At 70.7% G+C, this 19,936-nt stretch carries 18 protein-coding genes; 4 read left to right on the plus strand and 14 right to left on the minus strand.

Features of this window, described 5'->3' with window-relative positions; translation table 11 throughout:
- Positions 1–58 precede the first annotated feature (58 nt).
- The 9 genes from ACQPYK_RS27875 to ACQPYK_RS27915 form a co-directional block, all read right to left on the minus strand.
- Positions 59–940: a hypothetical protein gene (locus tag ACQPYK_RS27875; RefSeq protein ID WP_433236899.1), complete on the minus strand. Its 882-nt coding sequence runs from the start codon at positions 938–940 to the stop codon at positions 59–61.
- Positions 941–1,169: 229 nt separating this feature from the next.
- Positions 1,170–1,952, minus strand: a complete 783-nt coding sequence (locus ACQPYK_RS27880) for a GNAT family N-acetyltransferase (protein ID WP_433236902.1) — start codon at positions 1,950–1,952, stop codon at positions 1,170–1,172.
- Positions 1,953–2,005: 53 nt separating this feature from the next.
- Positions 2,006–3,601: a PucR family transcriptional regulator gene (locus tag ACQPYK_RS27885; RefSeq protein WP_433236905.1), complete on the minus strand. Its 1,596-nt coding sequence runs from the start codon at positions 3,599–3,601 to the stop codon at positions 2,006–2,008.
- Positions 3,598–5,145, minus strand: coding sequence for an N-acyl-D-amino-acid deacylase family protein (locus ACQPYK_RS27890; RefSeq protein ID WP_433236908.1), 1,548 nt, complete (start codon positions 5,143–5,145; stop codon positions 3,598–3,600). The genes ACQPYK_RS27885 and ACQPYK_RS27890 overlap by 4 nt, the downstream gene beginning before the upstream one ends.
- The gene (locus ACQPYK_RS27895) at positions 5,133–6,899 is read right to left on the minus strand and encodes a dipeptide ABC transporter ATP-binding protein (protein ID WP_433236911.1); all 1,767 of its coding nucleotides are present in this window, start codon (positions 6,897–6,899) and stop codon (positions 5,133–5,135) included. The genes ACQPYK_RS27890 and ACQPYK_RS27895 overlap by 13 nt, the downstream gene beginning before the upstream one ends.
- On the minus strand, positions 6,896–7,750 hold the full coding sequence (locus tag ACQPYK_RS27900) for an ABC transporter permease (RefSeq protein WP_433236914.1): 855 nt from the start codon (positions 7,748–7,750) through the stop codon (positions 6,896–6,898). Before ACQPYK_RS27900 ends, ACQPYK_RS27895 begins: the two co-directional genes overlap by 4 nt.
- Positions 7,747–8,697 carry an ABC transporter permease gene (locus ACQPYK_RS27905; RefSeq protein WP_433236917.1) on the minus strand — a complete coding sequence of 317 codons (951 nt, stop codon included), beginning with the start codon at positions 8,695–8,697 and terminating at the stop codon, positions 7,747–7,749. The genes ACQPYK_RS27900 and ACQPYK_RS27905 overlap by 4 nt, the downstream gene beginning before the upstream one ends.
- Entirely contained in the window at positions 8,698–10,272 is a 1,575-nt protein-coding gene (locus tag ACQPYK_RS27910) for an ABC transporter substrate-binding protein (protein WP_433236920.1), read from the minus strand.
- Positions 10,273–10,345: 73 nt separating this feature from the next.
- On the minus strand, positions 10,346–11,893 hold the full coding sequence (locus ACQPYK_RS27915) for a serine hydrolase domain-containing protein (protein ID WP_433236923.1): 1,548 nt from the start codon (positions 11,891–11,893) through the stop codon (positions 10,346–10,348).
- Positions 11,894–12,153: 260 nt separating this feature from the next.
- Here ACQPYK_RS27915 and ACQPYK_RS27920 point away from each other — a divergent pair, with 260 nt between their 5' ends.
- Complete coding sequence (locus ACQPYK_RS27920) at positions 12,154–12,843, plus strand: PepSY domain-containing protein (RefSeq protein WP_433236926.1); 690 nt, start codon at positions 12,154–12,156, stop codon at positions 12,841–12,843.
- A gap of 64 nt (positions 12,844–12,907) precedes the next feature.
- Here ACQPYK_RS27920 and ACQPYK_RS27925 read toward each other — a convergent pair whose 3' ends face one another.
- A complete protein-coding gene (locus ACQPYK_RS27925; protein WP_433236929.1) occupies positions 12,908–14,542 on the minus strand; it encodes a RecQ family ATP-dependent DNA helicase in 1,635 nt (544 codons plus the stop codon).
- A gap of 114 nt (positions 14,543–14,656) precedes the next feature.
- Positions 14,657–15,346 (minus strand): fasciclin domain-containing protein, encoded by a 690-nt coding sequence (locus ACQPYK_RS27930; protein ID WP_433236932.1) that lies wholly within the window; start codon positions 15,344–15,346, stop codon positions 14,657–14,659.
- 192 nt (positions 15,347–15,538) lie between these two features.
- Between ACQPYK_RS27930 and ACQPYK_RS27935 the strand changes: the two genes are divergently transcribed.
- Complete coding sequence (locus tag ACQPYK_RS27935; RefSeq protein ID WP_433236935.1) at positions 15,539–15,727, plus strand: hypothetical protein; 189 nt, start codon at positions 15,539–15,541, stop codon at positions 15,725–15,727.
- Here ACQPYK_RS27935 and ACQPYK_RS27940 read toward each other — a convergent pair.
- Positions 15,708–16,343 (minus strand): hypothetical protein, encoded by a 636-nt coding sequence (locus ACQPYK_RS27940; RefSeq protein ID WP_433236938.1) that lies wholly within the window; start codon positions 16,341–16,343, stop codon positions 15,708–15,710. The genes ACQPYK_RS27935 and ACQPYK_RS27940 overlap by 20 nt on opposite strands.
- 17 nt (positions 16,344–16,360) lie before the next feature.
- On the opposite strand from ACQPYK_RS27940, the gene ACQPYK_RS27945 reads away from it, so the two are divergent.
- Positions 16,361–16,543 carry a hypothetical protein gene (locus ACQPYK_RS27945; RefSeq protein WP_433236941.1) on the plus strand — a complete coding sequence of 61 codons (183 nt, stop codon included), beginning with the start codon at positions 16,361–16,363 and terminating at the stop codon, positions 16,541–16,543.
- 92 nt (positions 16,544–16,635) lie between these two features.
- Here the strand turns inward: ACQPYK_RS27945 and ACQPYK_RS27950 are convergent, their stop codons facing one another.
- Both ACQPYK_RS27950 and ACQPYK_RS27955 read right to left on the minus strand, forming a co-directional pair.
- Positions 16,636–17,787 (minus strand): Gfo/Idh/MocA family protein, encoded by a 1,152-nt coding sequence (locus ACQPYK_RS27950; RefSeq protein ID WP_433236944.1) that lies wholly within the window; start codon positions 17,785–17,787, stop codon positions 16,636–16,638.
- On the minus strand, positions 17,784–18,533 hold the full coding sequence (locus ACQPYK_RS27955) for a sugar phosphate isomerase/epimerase family protein (RefSeq protein WP_433236947.1): 750 nt from the start codon (positions 18,531–18,533) through the stop codon (positions 17,784–17,786). The genes ACQPYK_RS27950 and ACQPYK_RS27955 overlap by 4 nt, the downstream gene beginning before the upstream one ends.
- 331 nt (positions 18,534–18,864) lie before the next feature.
- On the opposite strand from ACQPYK_RS27955, the gene ACQPYK_RS27960 reads away from it, so the two are divergent.
- Positions 18,865–19,881 (plus strand): LacI family DNA-binding transcriptional regulator, encoded by a 1,017-nt coding sequence (locus ACQPYK_RS27960; protein ID WP_433236950.1) that lies wholly within the window; start codon positions 18,865–18,867, stop codon positions 19,879–19,881.
- Positions 19,882–19,936 lie beyond the last annotated feature (55 nt).

Raw genomic sequence — 19,936 nt, forward strand, 5'->3', positions numbered from 1 at the left:
TGTTCTCGTACGGCTACGGCGAACGGGCGCGTAGCGCCGCGTGACGGCTTGAGGTCTTCTAGGGCTTCTTGTTCTTCGTGACGCGGGACCGCTTGGACGGCGAGGTCTGGAAGTCTTCGTCACTGTCGTTGTTGGAGACCTCAAGGGATCTTTTCTGTGCGGCCTGCCTCTCCCTCTTCTCCTGCTCGATCGCGGCCTGCCGGGCCACCTCGTTCTTCGAGGGGAGCAGGCTGTAGACGATGCCGAGCTCGTGGACGTCCCATTCCTCGAGCGGTATCCCCTTCACATTGATGTTCGTGCCGCCCTCCGCACGATGGATCGCGCCCGACTTCTTCACGGCTTCGGCGGTCACCTTCCCCGCCTTGCGCCTGATCGGCTGGTAGGTGTCGGAGAAGTAGACGTGATCGTAGTCGTTGAGCCGCTTCGTGAAGTTGCACGCCACCATGGCCGTTTCAGCGGGATCGTCGGCCCCCTTGGCTCCCTTGGCGAAGTCCCTGGTGAAGAAGACGCCGAAGGCCAGGCGAGGGCAGTCGGCGTAGGCGTCCGCGACCTCGTCGAGCTTCGTGATGTCTTTGCCGAAGTCGTTCATGAAGTCCGCGAGCCGTCCGAGCGACTGGCACTTCACCTCGACGACGACCTTGTCCGCGCTTCGGGTGGCGACGGTGCCGTTGAGCACGAAGTCGGCCTGCTTCTTGTCTGATTCATACACCTTGCGCGTGTCCGGAGCCCCCAGGTCCGCCCAGACATACTGGCTGAGGATGTACTTGGTGAGGCCGGTCCTGAAGGGATCTTCCCAGCCTTCTCCCGGCATGGACCACAGTGATGCGATCTCGCTGAGGTTCGCGTCGGTCCAGGTGATCAGCAGTTCGAGGAACATCGACGGGGTGATCAGCTTGTCGGCGCCGGGCCCCTGCGTGGTGGCCAGTGGCTGCTCGGTCATCAGGGCCTCCTCCTGTCGGCCGCGATGGTGATCGGCTCAGCGGGCACGATGGCTTTGTGTCGCATGACGGTCTCCCTGCCTCCAGCCCGTCCACGTGCTCGCCGTTGTCGGCTTCACGTCCGGCTGGAGACCCCACCATGCGTCCGCCCGCTCACCAACCGATTGCCAATCACTTGACGCGCCGAGGACGGCGGAGGCATGAAGGGGTGCCGATTCACCTGCTCGAATTTCAGACGGATCCGTCCTTCGCGCACAGGAGATACCAGCCGGAACGGTGGAAGCCCGCGATGCGGTATCCGCGGGCGAGGGCGCCACCGAGCGCCTCACGCATCGCCAGCCGCCAGCGCCGTGCGGCCTTGGGGTCCTGCCGTCGCAACGTCTCGATGTCGGCGGGCGTGGCACACCGCAGAACGGAGCCGGAGGCCTCGCGCGGCACCGGTTGCTCCCGCGGGCCGATGTCGAGGAGCGGCTCGGCGGATTCCAGGTCCGGCGGAGGCTCCCGGTCGGCGGGCGCGGGGACCTCCCAGCTCACGAACAGCCGGTCGGTCAGGTCCCCTCCGTTGATCTCGTCGTTGATCGGGCCGTAGAAGTCCGGCAGATACTCCTCGGCCATGGCGCCCAGCCGGTTCAGGTTGAAGTAGGCGTTGCGCCGGATCAGCGGGTCGTACGTCCACGAGATCGACGGCAGGCCGAGCTCGGTGGCCCACTGACGCTGGTGCAGCTTGAGTGCCAGCCCGATGCCGCGACCTTGCCGCCCCGGCAGCACCCCGGTCACGTGCGAGTGCAGCGAACCGTCCACCGTGCGGAACCCGGCCGTGACCCCCGCCATCGTGTCGCCGGTGAACGCACCCGCCACGTAGCCGCCGGTGTGCGCCAGCGCGCGCATCATGTCCAGCGAGAACGGCGCATCGCCGTGCTCGCTCCCCCAGACCGTGCGCAACAACGCATCCGCTCGTTGCAGCTCGGGTACCGTACGCAACAGCCGGATCTCTACCGGCGAACGCTCGACCATGCCGAGAAGTCTCGCGCCGGCCAGCCCGTTCCCCGTTGGCCGTGCCCCCCAAGTTACTCGGCCGGCTTTGTGCTGATCTCCTGAAGCCGCAGTTGCAAGGCGAGCGCCAGCCGCAGGTCGGGGTCGTCGAGGTCGATCACCTCGGTCAGCCGTCGCAGCCGGTGGCGAAGGGTGTTGGAGTGCAGCACCAGCGCTTCGGCGGCGCGCGGGACGTCGTAGTTGGCGGCCATCCAGCAGCGCAGCGTTCTGACGTAGTCGGTGCCGTATTTGGCATCGTGGTCGAGCACCGCCGACAGCGGCTCCGCCTCCAGCGCCGGCAGGAACCGCATGGCACGGAACACGTCGAGGAGGAACAGGGGCGCGGCCACCGTCTCGTGCCGGCCGATGAGCCCCTTCCCGAAGGGGCCGCAGACCACGTCGAGGGCCTGTCGCGCCTGGTTCAGCCCGGCGGGCGCATCGGACAGGTCGTACAGGAGCCGGCTGAACCCGGCACGCCACTCGCCACCGAGCTGGTCTCCGGCACGGGCCAGGACGGTCGCGATGATCGACTCCAGTACCGGGGTGTCCCCCGCGGCGCCGACCACAGCCACCGCGTGCGCGTCCTGCGAACCCGCTGCCGCCCGTAGCCGGTAGGCCGCCAGCCCTGCCCGCAGCAGGTCGCCGACGTATGCGGCGGCCGACTCGGCCGACACCCCGCGCGGCCGGTCGGCGGGCGGGTCGCCCGCCCTGCCGACCACCACCACGGTCGCGGGGGCGTCGGCCACCAGGCCTAGGGAGTCGGCCAGTTCCTTGGTGGAGCCCACGCCCTTGAGCAGACGGCTCAGCCGTTCCGCCCGCAGCCGCCGCTCGTTGTCCGTCGCCAGGTTGAAGCGTGCCAGATGCGGCGCGGCCAGGCGGGCGCCCTCGGCCAGCACCTTCTCGGCGTCCGGGGCGAGCGGCTGGTCTCCCAGCAGCACCCAGATGCTGCCGAGCGCCTCACCTCGGTCACGCACCGCGATGGCCAGCCTCGGCCGATACTCACGCGGCTCGTAGCTCCAGACCGCGGTCTCTGAGCGGAGCACGATGGTGTACTCCTCCACGTGCGCGGGATGGTCAGGCACCCGGCGTCCGAGAATCCCGTCGCGCCGCATGTCGTCCACCTCCTGTCCGGGGATGGTGGAGTAGGCGAGCACCCGCATCGACAGGTCCTCGATGGCCACCGCTCCACCGGCACGCACGGCGATGTCGTTGGCCAGCGCGAACAGATCGGCCGGGCACCGCGCCTCGGGCTCCGACACCGAGCCGGTGATCGCCTGGAGGGTGCTGATCAGGGTGTACAGCTGTCCCCAGCCGACCTCTTCAGAACAGCGCAGCAGGGCCACGCCGGCGCGCACAGCCGCCGCCACCAGCGGCTTCGGCTCGGCCGCCCCCGCCCGCAGCACCACGGCCGCGACCCGGTGCTCGGCCGCCCAGTCCAGCAGCTTGACCGTGGGCCTGCCGGGGACCAGCAACACCCCGTCGACCAGCCCCGCCCCTGTCTGATCCGGGTCGTGGATACTGGGCGAGCCGATCGGCACGTCCCTGCCACGCGGCAACGTCAGCGGGCGCACCAGGTCGGCTCCCAGACTGTCCAGGAGCACACCCAGCGTGATGCCGGCCGGGATGCTCATCGGCGCCCTGACCGGAGCATCCGGCCACGCCGTACCCCGGTGAACTCGCCGTCGACGATCACGGGCTCGCCCTCAAGGAGGACGTGCACGATCCCGGTCGGACGGACGGCCGGCTGCTCGTAGGTACCGGCATGGCCGATCGCGGCCGCGTCGAAGACCACCAGGTCGGCTGCGGCCCCCGGCCCGAGCCAGCCCCGGTCGGCCAGGCCGAACTGGGTGGCGGTGGCGGAGGTGACCTTGCGAACGGCCTCGGCCGACCCCACCACGCTCTGGTCGCGGACGTAGTCGCCGAGGAAGCGGGGGAAGGTGCCGAAGGTGCGCGGGTGGTTCGGCCCGAACGGCAGGCCGCTGTCCGACCCGATCGCCACCAGCGGGTCCGCCATGATCGCGAGCACGTCGTCCTCGTGCATGGTGTGGCACACGGTGGCCGCGTGCGGGTCGGCGATCAGCAGGTCGCACAGCGCGTCCCAGGGCTCGCGCCCGTTCAGCACCTGCGCCAGGGTCCGGCCGGCCACCGCCGGGTCGGTGTGCTCCAGGATCTGCAGGTCCTCGGGGTGGAGCTCGCGCCACAGCCCGACACCGGCCCCTGACGGCCCCTCGGCCGTGGCCAGCAGCGCGGCCCTGGTGGCGGGGTCGGCCAGCCTGGCCCGCATCGCGTCGATCCCGCCCGCGCAGGCCTCGGGAGGCAGCATCGCGGCCAGGCCGGTGGCGAACGCCTGATAGGGGTACTGGTCGCCGCGGACGTCCACGCCCTGGCGCCTGGCCTGGGCCAGCTTGTCCAGGATCATCTTTGCCGACCCGTGTACGGCACGCCCGGACGCCTTGCAGTGCGATACCTGCAACCTGATGCCGGCGAACCTGGCCACCTCGATCGCCTCGTCGAGCGCGTCGGCCAGACCCTCGCTCTCGCTTCGGCTGTGGGTGGCGTAGACCCCGCCGTACCGGTGGGCGACCAGCGCGAGGGCGACCAGCTCCGCCCTGTCGCCGTAGGCGCCAGGCACGTACTCCAGCCCGCTGGAGAACCCGCAGGCTCCTGCCCTGAACGCCTCTTCCACATGGGCGCACATCGCGTCCAGCCCGCCGGGTGGCAGCTCCCGATCCATGCCCGCGACCATCAGCCGCACCGTGTTGTGCCCGACCATCGCGGCCAGGTGGTTGCTCGGCCCGGCCGCCTCAGCGGCATCCAGGTACTCGGCGAACGTCGCGAACGTCTGCCCCCCGAGACTGACCGGGGCCAGCCCCGCGGTGACCGGATCGGCAGGCCCCATGGAGAAGCCGCAGTTGCCGACGATCTCCGTGGTCACTCCCTGGAACAGCTTGAACGGCTGGGCGTCCGGCAGGAACGGCACGCTGTCCGAGTGGCTGTGCGGGTCCACGAAACCGGGCGCCACGACGAGCCCGTCCACGTCGACCGTTCGCCTGGCCGGTCCGAGCCCGGTGCCGATGGCGGTCACCCGGCCTGCCGAGACGGCGACGTCGGCGGTGATGGGCGGGTTCGCGAATCCGTCGTGGACCTGGCCGCCGGTCAGGATCAGGTCGTGCATGTGTCACTTCCCGTGAATGTCGGCACCGAGGCGACAAGCCGGCGGGTGTAGTCGTGACCGGGCGAGTCCAGAACGGACGCGGTGACCCCGGTCTCGACCACTTTGCCGTGCAGCAGCACCACGATGCGGTCGGTGACCTGCCGGACAACGGCCAGGTCGTGTGTGACGAACAGCAGCGCCGTCCCCAGTTCCGAGTTGACGGTACGCAGCAGCTCGAGGATGTGGGCCTGCACCGACACGTCCAGCGAGGCGGTCGGCTCGTCGCAGATCAGCAGCGCCGGGCGAACCGCGAGAGCCCGGGCGATGGCCACCCGCTGCTTCTCCCCGCCCGACAGCCGATGCGGCCGCAGCTTGGCGTAACCGCTCGGCAGGCCGACCAGCTCCAGCAGCTCGCCGACCGGGCGCCGGTCCTGCTCCTTGGCCAGGGCGGCGGCCTCGGCCAGGGTCGCGCCGACCGTCATGGCCGGGTTGAGCGAGGTGGACGGGTCCTGGAAGACGCACTGCACTAGGGGCCGCACCTCTCGCTGCCGCGCGGCGGGCAGGCGCCGCAGCCGCGTGGTGTCCATGCCGCCGAGCTGGATGCTGCCGCCGCTGGGGTCGACCAGGCCGAGCAGGCAGCGGGCCAGCGTCGTCTTGCCCGAGCCTGACTCGCCGACCAGTCCGAGACGCTCTCCCGGTTCGATGCGCAGGTCCACGCCGTCCAGCGCGACGGCCTGGCCGTACCGTTTGCGCAGGCCCTCGACCAGCAGCAGCGGGCCGCCCGGGGAGGCCTTCCGCGCGGACGGCACGGCCACGGGCGCGGAGACGGACCCGGCAGGGGTCACGTCGTACCGGCAGGCCGTCAGCCGGCCGGAGGCCAGCAGCCGCAGCGGCGGCCGCTCGGTGAGGCAGCCGTCCTGCCGTTGCCGGCATCGGTCGGCGAAGGCGCACCGGCCGGCGACGTCCGCGGCTCTGGGGACCGAGCCCGGGATGCCCTCCAGCCGGGCGGCGGTGCGTTCCACGGCCGGCAGGGCGCTGATCAGGCCGAGGGTGTAGGGATGTCCAGGACCGGTGGCCAGAGCCTTGCTCGCCCCTGATTCGAGGACTCGGCCGGCGTACATGACCTGCACCCGGTCGCAGAGCTGGAAGGCCACCCGCAGGTCGTGGGTGATCAGGAGGACCGCCATGCCGCGGGACTCCTGGATGCGGGCCATGAGTTGCATGATCTCGTGCTGGATGGTCGCGTCGAGCGCCGTGGTGGGCTCGTCGGCGATGAGCAGCTCCGGGTCGCCCGCGAGAGCGGCGGCGATGGCGACCCGCTGCCGCATGCCGCCGGAAAGCTGGAAGGGGTAGCGGCGCGCCACGTCGGGGTCGGTGATGCCGACCTCGGCGAGGCGGCGGACGACCTCCTGCCTGTCGCGCCTGGCTCCGTGTGGCAGCGACTCCGCGATGTGGGCACCGGCGGTCAGCAGCGGGTTGAGCATCGCGAACGGGTCCTGCATGAGCAGCCCGATGCGCCGGCCGCGGATTCTGCGCAGCGCCCGTTCCGAGGCGCCGATCAGCTCGGTCCCGGAGATCCGTACCGACCCGCCTGCGACCAGCGTCGGCGGCAGGAGACCGGCGACCGCCCGCGCGGTCAGCGACTTCCCGCTGCCTGACTCGCCGACCAGGCCCACGGTCTCCCCGGAGCCGACCTCCAGGTCGACGTCGTCGACGATCCGGCGGCCCGCGAGGCTGACGGTGAGCCCGCTGACCCTGAGCAGCTCGTCGCTCATGCGGTGAGCTCCTTCCCGGCGCTGAGGCGCTCGAAGATCTTGTCGCCCAGGATCGTGGCCGCCACCGCCGTGATCGTGATCAGCAGGGTGGGCGCCACCGCGGCCCATGGGTTGAGGTCGAGGATCGTCCGATTCTCCTGGATCATCAGCCCCCAGTCGGGGGTGCCTGCCGGCAGCCCGATGCCCAGGAAGGACAGGCCTGACAGGGCGATCAGCGCGAAGACGAAGCTGAGCAGCAGGTTGGAGGTCACCGTCGGCGCCAAGTTGGGCAGCACGTGGCGGAACATGATCCGCCGATCGGACAGGCCCATCGTGCGCGCGGCGTCGACGTAGGCCAGTTCCCGCTGGCTGAGCGCGAGGCTGCGGATCACCCTGATGTCGACGGGGGCGCCGAGCACGATGAGCGCGACCACCGCCGTGACGTACGACCCGCCCGCGACCCCGACCACCACGATGAGGATGAGCAGCCCCGGCAGCGCGAACATCAGGTCGGTCAGCCGCATCATGATCGCGTCCAGCCGGCCCCGGCGGAACCCGGCGAGCAGGCCCAGCGTGGTGCCCAGCGCCGTTGTCCCGGCGGCGATGAAGATCGGGCCGATCAGCGCGGTGCGTGCCCCGGCCAGCAGCCGCGAGAACACGTCGCGGCCGAGGTTGTCGGTGCCGAGCAGATGGTCGGCACCAGGTCCCACGGCACCCAGGGCGGCGTTCTGCGCGCCGGGGTCGTAGGGCGCCAGCCATGGGCCGAGCAGCGTCGCCAGCGCGATGACCACCAGCACGACCAGGGAGATCAGGCCCAGCATCCGGCGGGCGGCGAACCTGTTGCCGGCGGCCGGCGCCGCGACGGCGCTCACGCGTCCGCCCTCGTGGAGACTCCGTGCCTGACGCGCGGGTCGACCACCATGTAGGCGAGGTCGACCAGCAGGTTCACCGCGATCACCACGGTGCCGCCGAGCAGGACCAGTGCCTGTACCAAGGGGATGTCCTTCTGGTTGACGGCCTGGATCAGCAGGCTGCCGAGGCCGGGCAGGCTGAAGGCCTGCTCCACGAAGACCGCTCCGGTCAGGTTCCCCGCGGCGAGCAGCCCCGCGACGGTGAGCACCGGCAGGGCGGCGTTGCGCAGCGAGTAGCTGCCCCAGAGCCGCAGCCGCGACAGCCCTCTGGCCCTGGCGAAGGTGACGTAGTCCTGGCCGCCGACGTCCAGCGCCGCTGCCCTGGTCTGCCGGATCACGATGGCCGCCTGGCCCATGGCGAGCGCGGCCGCGGGCAGGACGTAGTTGCTGATCTGGTCGGAGCCGTAGATCGGCACCCACTGCAGCGTCACCCCGAAGGTGTACAGCAGGACCAGCGCGATCCCGAACGGCGGGAAGGCCAGCGCGACCAGGGTGCCGAAGGTGATGCCCTGGTCCATGACGCCGCCTCGGCGCAGTCCCGCAGCCAGCCCCGCCGGGATACCGACGGCCAGGGTCAGCAGGATCGCGAAACCGGCCAGCGTCGTGGTGACCGGCAGCCGTTCGCCGATCACCGACAACACCGGTTGCCGGAAGTAGATGGAACTGCCGAAGTCTCCCGACAGCGCCCCGGTCAGCCACTCCCAGTAACGCACCGGGAAGGGCTCGTCGAGGTGGTACAGCGCGCGGATCGCCGCCCTCGTCTCGGGCGTGGAGGCCCGATCGCCCAGCAGCGCCACCTCCGGTCCGCCCGGCGCGAGGGAGAGCAGCGCGTAGGTGAGCACGGACAGCACCAGCAGCAGCGCCACCACCGCGCCCAGCCGCTTGCCCGCCACCCTGGCGAAGTCCATCTACTTGCCTACGGGCTTGATGGAGGCGATCTGCTGGATCGTCCAGGGACCGATCTTCTCGGAGAACTTCTCGTTCAGCGCGATGCCGTAATGGACGTAGTAGAGCGGGAGGTAGGGCATCTGCCTCGCGGCTTCGGTGAGGATCTCCGTCACCGCCTCCTTGCGCTTCTCGCCCTTCAGTCCGAGCATCCGATCCAGCCTGGCATCCAGCTCAGGGGTGGAGTACTGGGCGAAGTTGAAGCCCTGCGGCTTGGCCGCCGTGCTGCCGAGCAGGTCGGGTAGCGTCTCACCGGGGTCGGGGGTGCCGTAGCCGAGCTCCGTCAGGCTCAGGGTGAGGTCCTCGTGACGGAAACGCTTGGCCCGCTCGGCGTCGCGCGGCATCGCCTTGAGCTCCACCCGGATGCCGATCTTGGCGAGGTCGGCCGCGACCGACTGGAGCGCGTCGACGCGCTGATCGTCAGAGGCGTAGGAGACCTTGATCGTGAAGCCGTCCGGATAGGCCGACTGCGCCATCTCGGCCTTGGCCGCAGCCAGATCGTGCGGGTACGCAGGCAGCGAGGCGGTCACCTGCTCGTGCGCCTCGCCGTACAGGGCCTGGAGCTGCGGCAGCGGCAGGATGACCGAGGCCGCCGACGCCTTGTCGCCGACGGCGGTCCGCTGGACGGCCTCGCGGTCGACCGCGTGCGCGATGGCCCGCCTGACGTGGACGTCGGACAGGTACTTGTCCTTGACGTTGAGCGCCAGGAAGGCGATCGACATGCCGGGGTAGTAGCGGACCTTGACCTGCTTCATGCCCTCCCACTTGCGTGCGTCCTGCGGCGGGACGTCGACGGTGCCGTCCACCGAGCCCGACGCGATCGCCAGCCGCAGAGCCTCCGGCTCGCTGATGGCGGCGACCTTGACCTTGGCCATGGGGGCTCGGCCGCGCCACCACTTGTCGTTGCGTTCGAGGGTGACCCCGTCGACGCTGAAGGAGGCCACCTTGTACGGGCCGGTGCCCAGCGTGGGCGCCTCCGGCGTACCGAGGTCGTCGGGGTGGGCCTCGGCCAGCTTCCTGGGCACCACCTGCCAGACGAGCGCCGCGTTGGGGAGGAAGGTCGGGCTCGGGCTCTTCAGTTCGACCGTCACCTCGTTCTCACCGGTGGCCTCGACCTTCTTCACCATGGTCACCGTGCTGGCCGCCTGTGAGGCGATCTTGGGGTCGGTGTGGCGTCGCAGGGAGTAGGCGACGTCGTCGGCGGTCACCGGGGAGCCATCGGAGAACACCACGCCGGGGCGGAGTTTGAAGACGTAGGTGCCCGGCTTCGGCTCGGTCCACGACTCGGCCAGCGACGGCTGGATCGAACCGTCCTCGCCGAGCGTCACCACCGTGTCCAGGATGGCGAACTGCACCATGGTGGAGGGGCTGTTGAAGCCGTGGGCGATGTCGAGCACGTTCGGCGGGACCGCGGTGGCCAGGGTGAGCGTGTCGGCGTTCGTCCTGCCCCCGCCACCGCCGCCGTTGGTGGCGCAGCCGGACAGGAGCAGAGCACTGGTCATCGCGCCGGCCATCAGGGTGCCGAGCTTGGCAGACATCGAATACCGCCTCGTATGGGTTGGGATCTGGAGTGGTGCTACTTCGGCCCCCGTGGCGTCAGTTCTTCCGTGCTCAGGTCGTGAGGTTGAGCCCTGGCGGCACGCCGACCGGGCGGGTGCCGTCGGGCTGGCGGACGAACCGCAGCCGGTGCAGGCCGTGGAGACTGATCAGGAGGTCGTCGCCGTCCGGGCGAAGGGTGACAGGGCCGGCGGCGAAACAGCCGTCAGGGGCCGGCTCGATCGGCGCCACCAGGCTCAGCCCGAGCTCCAGGACACCTTCGTCGGTGATCGTGGCCAGGGTGCCGACCTCGGGGCTGAGGTAGACAGCCGCGGGCGGCCTGGCGCCTTCGACCGGCGCCGCACAGGGCAGGAATGCGCGGGCCCGTCCCGGGGCGTAGATCGACCCCGCCATGATCCTGCCGTCGACCACGTGCAGCCGGTTGTCCTCACCGTGCCAGGTCCCGTCGCTCGTGAGCGCGAACGTGCCCGAGAGATGGCCGCCGCCGGTCAGCGTGATCCTGCCGTCGTCCGCCTGCTCGATCTGGAACGTCGTCCCGGTGCCCGAGTCGCACCAGAACCCGCTCAGCGCCTCGGCCGCCGCGTGGTCTGCGATGAGGGCGGGCTCGGCCTCGTCGGGCAGCCCGGCGGCCAGGCGCAGCGCCTGGTAGCCGACCCGGCCGGGGTCGACCGAGGTGTTGTTGGTCAGCACCGCGATGCCGATGCCCCGCTCGGGCAGGAAGAGCAGCTGAGAGCGGTAGCCAGGCGCGCCGCCCGCGTGGCCGAACGCGGGCTGCCCGCTGACCGTCGTGTGGTAGATGCCGAGGGCATAGGGAGCATCCGTGTCGTCCCGCTCGAGCAGCGCGTCGCGTACGTCAGCGCCGAGGACCCGGCCGTCGTGCAGGAAGCCGAACCACGGCCCCAGGTCGGCGACGCTGGTCACGATCATGCCGTCGCCGACGGCGCACTCCTCGGTGTCCGCGCGGCGCACCCCCTGCTCCGAGACGCCGTAGCCGTAGGCGTACCTCGCCAGCGGCTCCTGGCTGTCGTCACGGAAGTGGGTGTCGGTCATGCCCAGCGGGGCGAACATGCGTTCGGCCGTGAACGCGCGCAACGACTGCCCGGTGATCCGTTCGATGGCGGACGTCACGAGGATGTAGCCGGTGTTGGAGTAGGAGAAGTCGGTGCCCGGCTCGAAGTTGACCTCGGCCAGCCCGGCGACGAAGGCCAGCGCCTGGGCTTGCGTTATCCGGGTCAGCGACCGGCCGGCCAGCATGGACAGGGACAGCCACTCCCGCAGGCCACCGGTGTGACGCAGGCACTGGGCGACGGACACCGGCACGGACAGCTTGAGCTCCGGCAGGTGCTTGCGAATGTCGTCGTCCAGCGAGAGCCGCCCGTCGCGGCACAGCAGTAGGGCTGCCGCGGCCGTGAACTGCTTGCTCATCGACGCGATGTCGAACCGCGTCCCGGTGTCGATCGGCACCTCGAACTCCACGCTGGCCATTCCGGCAGCGGCGTGGTGGATCAGCCTTCCGTCGGAGTAGACCCCGATCGCGAGCCCGGGACCCCCTGGCCGCACCGACGAGTGCACCAGGTCAGACAACCTCTCCGCGATATCCATGCCCGACATGGTCGCAGGGGGTGAAGCGCCCGAGTTTGTCGGAACACGCAAAGTAGATGGCCTGGACATTGGCCTGCGCGACCAAGTGCCACGCTCGACCGACCGCCGCTGACGTGTGGAGGGACCAGGTCGGGAGGGGGCCTTCGCAGTCCTGTTTCCTCTGCCGGCGTACCGGCTTCGTCCTGGACCGGTGCGTGAGGGGAGCCCCGCCCCGCCCACGCCGGCGGGAGACCCTGAGCGAAGCGGACGGTCGACCAGTTGTGATCGAACGGGTCTGGACCGTATTGCCCGCCCTCTGGGCGTGCCTTTATAGAGTTCCGGGCAGCGTTATCAGTATGAATGGTGGAAAACAGACAAAGGCCATCATCGGCACCATCTTCGCCGGCTCGACCCTGCTCGCGGCCGCGGCCTGCGGGAGCACCCACACTCAGTCCGGTGCCGTCAAGGTGGCGCCCGCGGGGGGCGCCGTCGCCGGCCTCATGTCACCGTCGGGGCCACCGGGCGGCCCCGGCCAGGAACCCGGCGGCATGGCAAGCCTCGAAAAGGCGGTCACCGCGGCCACGAAGGCCGTCAAGGGCTCCACGCTCCTCTCACTCCAGTCGGAGAACCACGGCAAGTTCTGGGAGGTTCAGCTGGCCGGGCCCGGCGGCACAGAGCAGTTGCTGGAAGTGGACGCGTCAGGAAACGTGGTCTCAGAGCCCCGGGTGAAAGATACCCGCGAAGAGGAGAAGGCCAGGGTCGCGGCCATGGTCAAGGACGCCAAACTCGGCTTCAGGGACGCGGTGGAGAAGATATTCTCCGCGGTGCCGCAGAGCAAGATCACCCACCTGAGCCTGGACAGGTACAGCGACAACCTCCTCGTCTGGGATGCCGATGTCCTCGCCCCGGACGGCACCTGGTACGAGATCAAGGTCGATGCCAAGGACGGCAGCGTGACCAAGAACAGCTAGAAGATCACTTCTGGCTCCGCCGTCATCCGCGACCATGTCAGGCTCCCCATATCTCCGGCGGTCCCTAGCAGGCCGCCAGGAGGCCGTCCCGCTCGACGGCCTCCAAAGAGAGCGTCTTGTAGCCGACGTCGTCGAACAGGACGGTGATCCGATCGGCCTCCCTGCTCATCACCATCCCGGCGCCCCAGGCGCTGTGCCGTACCCTGGCGTGCATCGAGTAGGGGCCCTCCACCTCCGGCGTAGCCGACAGCCCGGCCCGGCAGGTGTCGCAGTCGCCGCAGGTGCGCTCGTACGGCTCGCCGAAGTACTCCAGCAGGAACCGGCGGCGGCAGCCGGTGGTCTCGGCGTAGCCGCGCATCATGTCGATACGCGACTCGTCGATGCGGCGGCGGGTGTCGTCGAGCTCGACGGCGCGGGCCGCGGCCTCCTGCGGCGCAGGGCCGCCGGGGGCGCGGCGCAGATCTCCCCTCGCGGTGACCTCGACCGCGCCGGCCCGCTCCAGCAGGTTCACCACCCGGGTCAGCCGGGTGGCGCTGACATCCAGTACGGCGCGCAGCTCGGCGGCCGGAACCGTGCCTCCGTGCTCGTGGATCAGCGTGGCGCTCCGCAGCAGGAGCTCCTCGTCGGCCCGCCCCCCGGCGAAGAACCTGCGCAGCCCGAGGTCCTCGGGACGGTAGAACAGCACCGCCGAAGCCGGCTTCCCGTCCCGCCCGGCGCGGCCGATCTCCTGGTAATAGGAGTCCGGCGACTCCGGCGGGGCGGCGTGCAGCACGAACCGCACCTCCGGCTTGTCGATGCCCATCCCGAACGCCGAGGTCGCCACGACGACGTCGAGCTCGTCATCACGGAACATCTCGTGAACGCGGTGGCGGTCGGCGGCCTTCATGCCCGCGTGGTACGGCTCGACCCGCCGGCCGGCCTCCCGCAGCGCCTCGGCGTACTCCTCGGCGGCGCGGCGGGTGGCGACGTAGACCAGCCCCAGCCCGGAGCGGGAGGCGACCTCCTCCACGAGCGCCCGCCGCAGGTCCTCCTGGCCGATGAAGCGGCGAACCTCCAGGTCGAGGTTGGGCCGGTCGAAGCCTCGCACGATCTGGCGGACGTCCGACAGGCCCAGCGCGGTGACGATCTCCTCGCGGACCGACGGGGTCGCCGTGGCGGTCAGCGCCACCACCGGGGGATGGCCGAGCCGCTCGATGACCTGTCCCAGGCGCAGGTAGTCCGGCCGGAAGTCATGGCCCCACGCGGACACGCAGTGGGCTTCGTCGATGGCGATCAGCGACGGGCGCGCGGCGCGCAGCCGGTCGACCGTCTCGGGTTTGGCGAGCTGCTCGGGAGACAGGAAGACGAACTCGGTCCTGCCCGCCCGCACCGCCTCCAAAGACGCCTCGGCACCCGGCTGCGCGGAGTTGACCGCGACCGCCCCGCCGGCGTCGGTCTCCTGCAGCCCGGCGACCTGGTCACGCTGGAGCGCGATCAGCGGCGAGACGACCACCGTCGGACCGTCGAGCAGCAGGGCCGGCACCTGGTAGACGGCCGACTTTCCGGCCCCGGTCGGCATGACCACGAGCGCGTCGCCGCCGGCCAGCAGGTGACGCATGGCCTCCAGTTGTCCCGGTCGCAGGTCTCGCCACCCGAAGACCTTGCGCGCCACCGCCCGCAGCCGTCGCGCCCGCAGCCCGAAGCCGTCCTTCACACCCATGCCGCCCCCCTTTGTCTTTCGCCTGCCGCACCGGTTACCCGTGGACGGGCGCGGTAGTCGTCATCCGCCGGAGGGGCGGGTGAGGGGCGCCCGCGGCGGCGCCCCTCCCGCCGTTCAGCTCGGTGACGGCTCGACGCTCGGCGACGCCCCTTCCTCCTGGGGCATGAGCACCGAGTCGATGAGGTAGACGGTGGCGTTGGCGGTCTGGATGTTGCCGCACAGGACCTTGGCCTCGCCGTTGACCATGTAGTCCTCACCGGAGCCCTTGACGGTCAGAGTGCCGCCCGAGAGCGTGGTCAGCGATCCCTCGCTGAGCTCCATGGGAGTCTTCCTCCCCTCCACGACGTGGTAGGTGAGGAGCTTGGTGAGCTGGCTCTTGTCGGCCAGGACCTTGCCGAGCATGTCCTTGGAGATCTTGCTGAACGCCTCGTTGGTCGGGGCGAACACCGTCAGCGCCTTGGCGGAGTTCAGTGTGTCGACCAGCCCGGCCTTCTTGATGGCCTCGACCAGAACGGACAGCTGCGGGTTGTAGGTCGCCGCGGTGGCGACCGGTTCCTTGGCCATGTTCTCGGGGCTTCCCTCGCCGGTGGTCGGCAGGGAGGAGCAACCGGGACCGAACGGTTTGGTCATCGCCCCCGGGGACTCCGACATCATGTCCGTGGGCGACTCGGAGGTCATGTCCGTGGGCATGGGCGTGGGAGATACCCGAAGGACGGGGCTCGTGGCGGTCGCCTGGGCGGCGACCGGGACCGCGGTCAGCGCCAGCACGGTCAGAGCCGAGGCGAGAAGAGACTTCTTCTTCACAATGATCTCCTTGGATGGACGGATGAGTCCCCCTGGATCCCTCAGCCGGGCCCTGAGTCGCTCATCGATCTTTCCGTAGATCAATGCCCTCCAATTTCATGATAAATGCCCCAGAGAGTGACTCTTGACTACATATCTCCCTGTGTGGTGAGTTACTGAACCGCCTGTAAACCAGGCCGTACGGTGGACGGCATGAGCCCGAAGATCGCGACCAACGAGGTCGTCTCCCGTGATCGGCTGCTGGAGTTCCTGCGCGAGCGGCACCGCGCGATCGTCATCATGGCACGGCGTGACGGCCGGCCGCAGGCCTCCCCGGCCGCCTCGACGGCCCGGACCGGCACCCCGGCGGAGTGCGCACGACCTATGTCAGCTTCACGGTGATCTCTCCGCCGAGTTGGAACCCGCCGGACAGCTCGAGGTCGTCCCCGCTCCAGAAGCGGCCCGGGTCGTACCAGTTCGGCCGGCGGCCACCGGGGAGCAGGCCCATCGCCTCGTAGGTGACGGCGACGACCTCCGCGCAGTAAGCGCTCTCCAGCGCGCTCTCCCCGGCGCCCCGCCGGAAGACCTTCGGCACGCGCCCGCGGGCCCAGCGCCCGGCGAGCCGGGCCGTGGACGGGAACGGGGTGCCGTCCAGGCGGGCGACGGTGCGCAGGACGGCGTCCTCCATCTCCCTGGTGACCTGGGGTTCGAGCTGGCGCAGCCAACCGCGCTGGCCGTACTTGGTGGCCCACACGCAGACCGCCTCGCGCAGGTCGTGCAGCTGGACCCCGCGCTGATGCGTGCCGGACCACAGGTCGGGCAGCGACCGGCCGAGTTCGGCGTGCCACATCAGCGGGGGCATGTCGTCGATGACCACGGACATGCCGACATGGTTGACGGGGCTGTTGGTCACGGTCTGGATGGCCCGGTCGGGCACGGTGCGACCGCGGAACAGCCACACGTCGCCGGTGCGGGTGAGGTTGACTGCCTCGTCGAGGCTGATGCTCTTGCCGGACATTTCTGTAGCCTAAGCACATGCGGTGGTGGAAGATACTCGGTCTGGCGGGCGTCGCGGGCGTGGCGGCGACCGGAGTGGTGATCGCCCGGGCGGAGCGCCGCCGCCAGGCCTATACCCCCGACGAGATCAGGGTCCGGCTCCGTGCCCGCCTGGAGGAGGCCTCTCGGGACGACCGCGAGGCGACCGGCCGGGCTTCCTGAGCCGGGTCCGCCGAGCGTGACGCTCGCCCCGGATGCGTCGCCGGCCAGACCTGGTGCCCGGGGCCGATACGGCGGACCGCCCGGTCCGGCCGTCAGCCCACCGCCGCACCGGGCATCGGGCTCTCCGGCTCCGGCGGTGTCCGTCCCGGCTGTCCGTCCGCCGGATTCCAGCCGGCGGGCAGCGGTCCGGGAATCGGGCAGGTGCTGCCGACCGGCAGGAACTCTCCGCGCTCCGCGGACGCGGTGACGGCCAGCATCACGTCCAGGACGTGCAGGCCCAATTCTCCGGTGGCGCGGTGCGGCCGGTCCGCGCGGATGGCCTGGGCCATGTCGAGCACGCCCAGGCCGCGGCCGGCGGTGGTGCCCTGGGCCGGGATCGTGACCCAGTCGTCGGCCAGGGTCCGGCGAAGGCGCACCGCGCCGTCGAAGGTGTTGGGGTCGGGCACCACCATGGTCGCCTCCGTCCCGGTGATCTCGATGAAACCCGAGCGGTGCATCGGCGAATCGAAGCTGAACACCATCGTGGCGGCCTGCCCGGCGGCGAACTCCAGGAGCGTGGTGGTGTGGGTGGGGACCTCCACCGGAAAACGGACGCCCGCTCGGGGTCCCAATCCGATGATGCGTTCCTCGCGAGCCTTACGGGCGACCGCGGCCACCCGCACGGCCGGCCCGAACAGCGCCACCAGAGCGGTCAGGTAGTAGGGACCCATGTCGAACAGCGGACCCGCGCCCCGCTGGAACAGGAACTCCGGGCTGGGATGCCATGACTCGGGGCCGGGGCCCTGCAGCAGCGTCAGGGCGGTCAGCGGGGTGCCGATGGCGCCTTTGGCGACGAGCCGGGCCGCGGTCTGCAGTCCGGCGCCGAGGAAGGTGTCGGGGGCGCAGCCGACGCGCACCCCCGCCGCGGCGGCGGCCTCGATCACCTTAGTCCCGGACTCCCGATCCAGCGCGAACGGCTTTTCGTTGTAGACGTGGCGGCCGGCCTCGATCGCCGCACCGGCCACCGCCGCGTGCGCGGACGGGATCGTGAGGTTGACGACGAGTTCGACGTCGGGGTGAGTGATCGCTTCCTCGGTGGCGCCGGCCACCGGCACGCCGTACCGCTTGGCGACCTCACGGGCGCGGTCGGTGTCGAGGTCCGCGCACGCCACCACCCGCAGGTCGGGGAAGGCGGTGAGGTTGCGCAGGTACTGGTGGCTGATGGTGCCGCAGCCGACGACGGCCACGCCGACCGGGCGCGTCACCGGCTCACCGGCCCGGTCTCGGCGAGGCCGGTCAGGTAGGCGTGGCTGTCGGCCAGCGCCTCGAGCATGTCACCGGCGCAGTGGTCCAGCTCCACGATCCGCACCGCCTCCGGCGCGGCGGCCAGGGCCTCCACGATCGGCACCTCGCCCGAGCCCACCGCGGTCATCGGTCCCTCCTTCGTCGCCGGGCCGTCCTTGACGTGCAGATGGCGCACCCGCCCGCCCAGCCGGGCCAGCAGCCCCGCCGGGTCGGTCCCGCCGGTCGCCGCCCAGTACACGTCCACCTCCAGGAGCACCTCGGGCTCCAGCAGGTCGGCCAGCACCTCCAGGGCCGGCCGGCCCTCCACCCGTTGCTCCAGCTCCCACCAGTGGTTGTGGTATCCCAGCCGCAGGCCGTGGTCGGCCGCCTCCCGGGCCGCCTCGTTGAGGGCCAGGGCCGCCCGTTCCAGGCCGTCGCGGGTGGCGAACCACTCGGCGGGAGCGGCCGGCACGATGACCGTGTCCGCCCCGATCCGCGTGGCCGCGGCGAGCGCCGTCCCGCGGAGGTCGCCGAGCAGCGGGGCGTGCACGCTGCACACCCGCAGCCCGACCTCCTCCAGGTCGGCGGCGAGTCCGCCGGGATCGACGTGCGCGTCGTACGGCTCGACGGCGCCGTAACCGATCTCGGCGATACGGCGGAGCACCGCACGGCGGTCGGCTGCCGCCTGCTCGCGCACGGAATACAGCTGGACGGCGAGTGGGCTCATCCCGGTAGTCCTTTCCGACGTTCGGGGTCTGCTGTGGCCGCGGTGAGGGCCGGCGCGGTGGGAAGGCGGGGAAGATGACGGCAGGGGGTGGGAAAACCGGTGCTCACGGGGTTCTCCTGCGCTCCGGGGACAGCCACTTAACCGGATAATTAAAGCGAAACCATGCTTATCGCAAAAGGCGCCAAAACCACATTAATCACATTATTCTCCTTTTTCTAGGCCGGAGATTCGGCAAATCTTTTAGGGAAGGGGAGGAGGCGCCCGTCATACCGCGGCGTAGTAGGGTGCGCGGAAGCGGGAGCGCAGCTAACCGGTTCAGCCGAGGAACGGAATGAAACGACCGACGATTGCCGACATCGCTCGCCACGCGGGCGTCTCCAAGGTGGCTGTCTCCTACGCGCTGAACGGGCAGGCCGGGGTCTCCGAGGCGACGCGGGCCACCATCCTCGCCATCGCCGCCGAGATCGGCTGGCGCCCCAACAGCGCCGCCCGGGCCCTGAACGACGCGCGGGCGCGCACCATCGGCCTCGCGCTGTGCCGCCCCGCGCGTGTCCTGGGGATGGAGGCGTTCTTCATGGAGCTGATCAGCGGCATCGAAAGCGAGCTGTCCGTCCGCTCCTACGCGCTGATGCTCCAGATCGTCGCCGACCACGACCAGGAGACGGCCCTCTACCAGCGCTGGTGGGGCGAGGGCCGCGTCGACGGCGCCTTCCTGCTCGACCTGCACTTCGACGACCTCCGGGTGCGGGATCTGGCGGCCTCGAACATGCCCGTCGTGGTGATCGGGCACCCGTCGGAGGCCGGCGCGCTGGCCTCGGTGTGGTCCGACGACGGTGCCGCCGTGCGTGAGACGGTCGAATACCTCGCCGCGCTGGGTCACCGCCGCATCGCCCGCGTCGCCGGGCTGCCCAAGCTCGTGCACACCGCCCTGCGCGACCAGGCCTTCGCCGCCTCCTGCGACGGCCTCGGGCTGAGCGGCCACGTCACCGTGCACACCGACTACACCGGCGAGGAGGGCGCCCGGGCCACCCGGCGGCTGCTCAGCTCCCCCGACCGGCCGACCGCCATCGTCTACGACAACGACATCACCGCCGTGGCCGGCCTCTCCGTCGCTCAGGAGATGCGGCTCGACGTCCCGCGTGACCTGTCGATCGTCGCCTGGGACGACTCCCCCCTCTCCCAGGTCGTCCGCCCCGCGCTGACCGCGCTGAGCCGCGACGTCTCCGCCTACGGCGCGCACGCCGCCCAGCGACTCCTCGCCCTGATCGACGGGGGGCCCGTGAGCTCCTTCGAGGATCAGGCCGCGCGCCTGACCACCCGCGGCAGCACCGGCCCCCCGCCGGCGTAGACCACATCCGCACCCGGCACGGCACGAAGCAGACACGAAACCGGCACGGAGTCGG

It is taken from the genome of Streptosporangium sp. CA-135522 (genome assembly GCF_050949235.1).
GTDB lineage: Bacteria > Actinomycetota > Actinomycetes > Streptosporangiales > Streptosporangiaceae > Streptosporangium.

What these genes read in the sequence shown, in the direction of transcription:
- ACQPYK_RS27875 (WP_433236899.1), bottom strand. Translation starts at nt 940, where the DNA reads ATGACCGAGCAGCCACTGGCCACCACGCAGGGGCCCGGCGCCGACAAG.
- ACQPYK_RS27880 (WP_433236902.1), bottom strand. Translation starts at nt 1,952, where the DNA reads ATGGTCGAGCGTTCGCCGGTAGAGATCCGGCTGTTGCGTACGGTACCC.
- ACQPYK_RS27885 (WP_433236905.1), bottom strand. Translation starts at nt 3,601, where the DNA reads ATGAGCATCCCGGCCGGCATCACGCTGGGTGTGCTCCTGGACAGTCTG.
- ACQPYK_RS27890 (WP_433236908.1), bottom strand. Translation starts at nt 5,145, where the DNA reads ATGCACGACCTGATCCTGACCGGCGGCCAGGTCCACGACGGATTCGCG.
- ACQPYK_RS27895 (WP_433236911.1), bottom strand. Translation starts at nt 6,899, where the DNA reads ATGAGCGACGAGCTGCTCAGGGTCAGCGGGCTCACCGTCAGCCTCGCG.
- ACQPYK_RS27905 (WP_433236917.1), bottom strand. Translation starts at nt 8,697, where the DNA reads ATGGACTTCGCCAGGGTGGCGGGCAAGCGGCTGGGCGCGGTGGTGGCG.
- ACQPYK_RS27910 (WP_433236920.1), bottom strand. Translation starts at nt 10,272, where the DNA reads ATGTCTGCCAAGCTCGGCACCCTGATGGCCGGCGCGATGACCAGTGCT.
- ACQPYK_RS27915 (WP_433236923.1), bottom strand. Translation starts at nt 11,893, where the DNA reads ATGGATATCGCGGAGAGGTTGTCTGACCTGGTGCACTCGTCGGTGCGG.
- ACQPYK_RS27925 (WP_433236929.1), bottom strand. Translation starts at nt 14,542, where the DNA reads ATGGGTGTGAAGGACGGCTTCGGGCTGCGGGCGCGACGGCTGCGGGCG.
- ACQPYK_RS27935 (WP_433236935.1), top strand. Translation starts at nt 15,539, where the DNA reads ATGAGCCCGAAGATCGCGACCAACGAGGTCGTCTCCCGTGATCGGCTG.
- ACQPYK_RS27940 (WP_433236938.1), bottom strand. Translation starts at nt 16,343, where the DNA reads ATGTCCGGCAAGAGCATCAGCCTCGACGAGGCAGTCAACCTCACCCGC.
- ACQPYK_RS27945 (WP_433236941.1), top strand. Translation starts at nt 16,361, where the DNA reads ATGCGGTGGTGGAAGATACTCGGTCTGGCGGGCGTCGCGGGCGTGGCG.
- ACQPYK_RS27955 (WP_433236947.1), bottom strand. Translation starts at nt 18,533, where the DNA reads ATGAGCCCACTCGCCGTCCAGCTGTATTCCGTGCGCGAGCAGGCGGCA.
- ACQPYK_RS27960 (WP_433236950.1), top strand. Translation starts at nt 18,865, where the DNA reads ATGAAACGACCGACGATTGCCGACATCGCTCGCCACGCGGGCGTCTCC.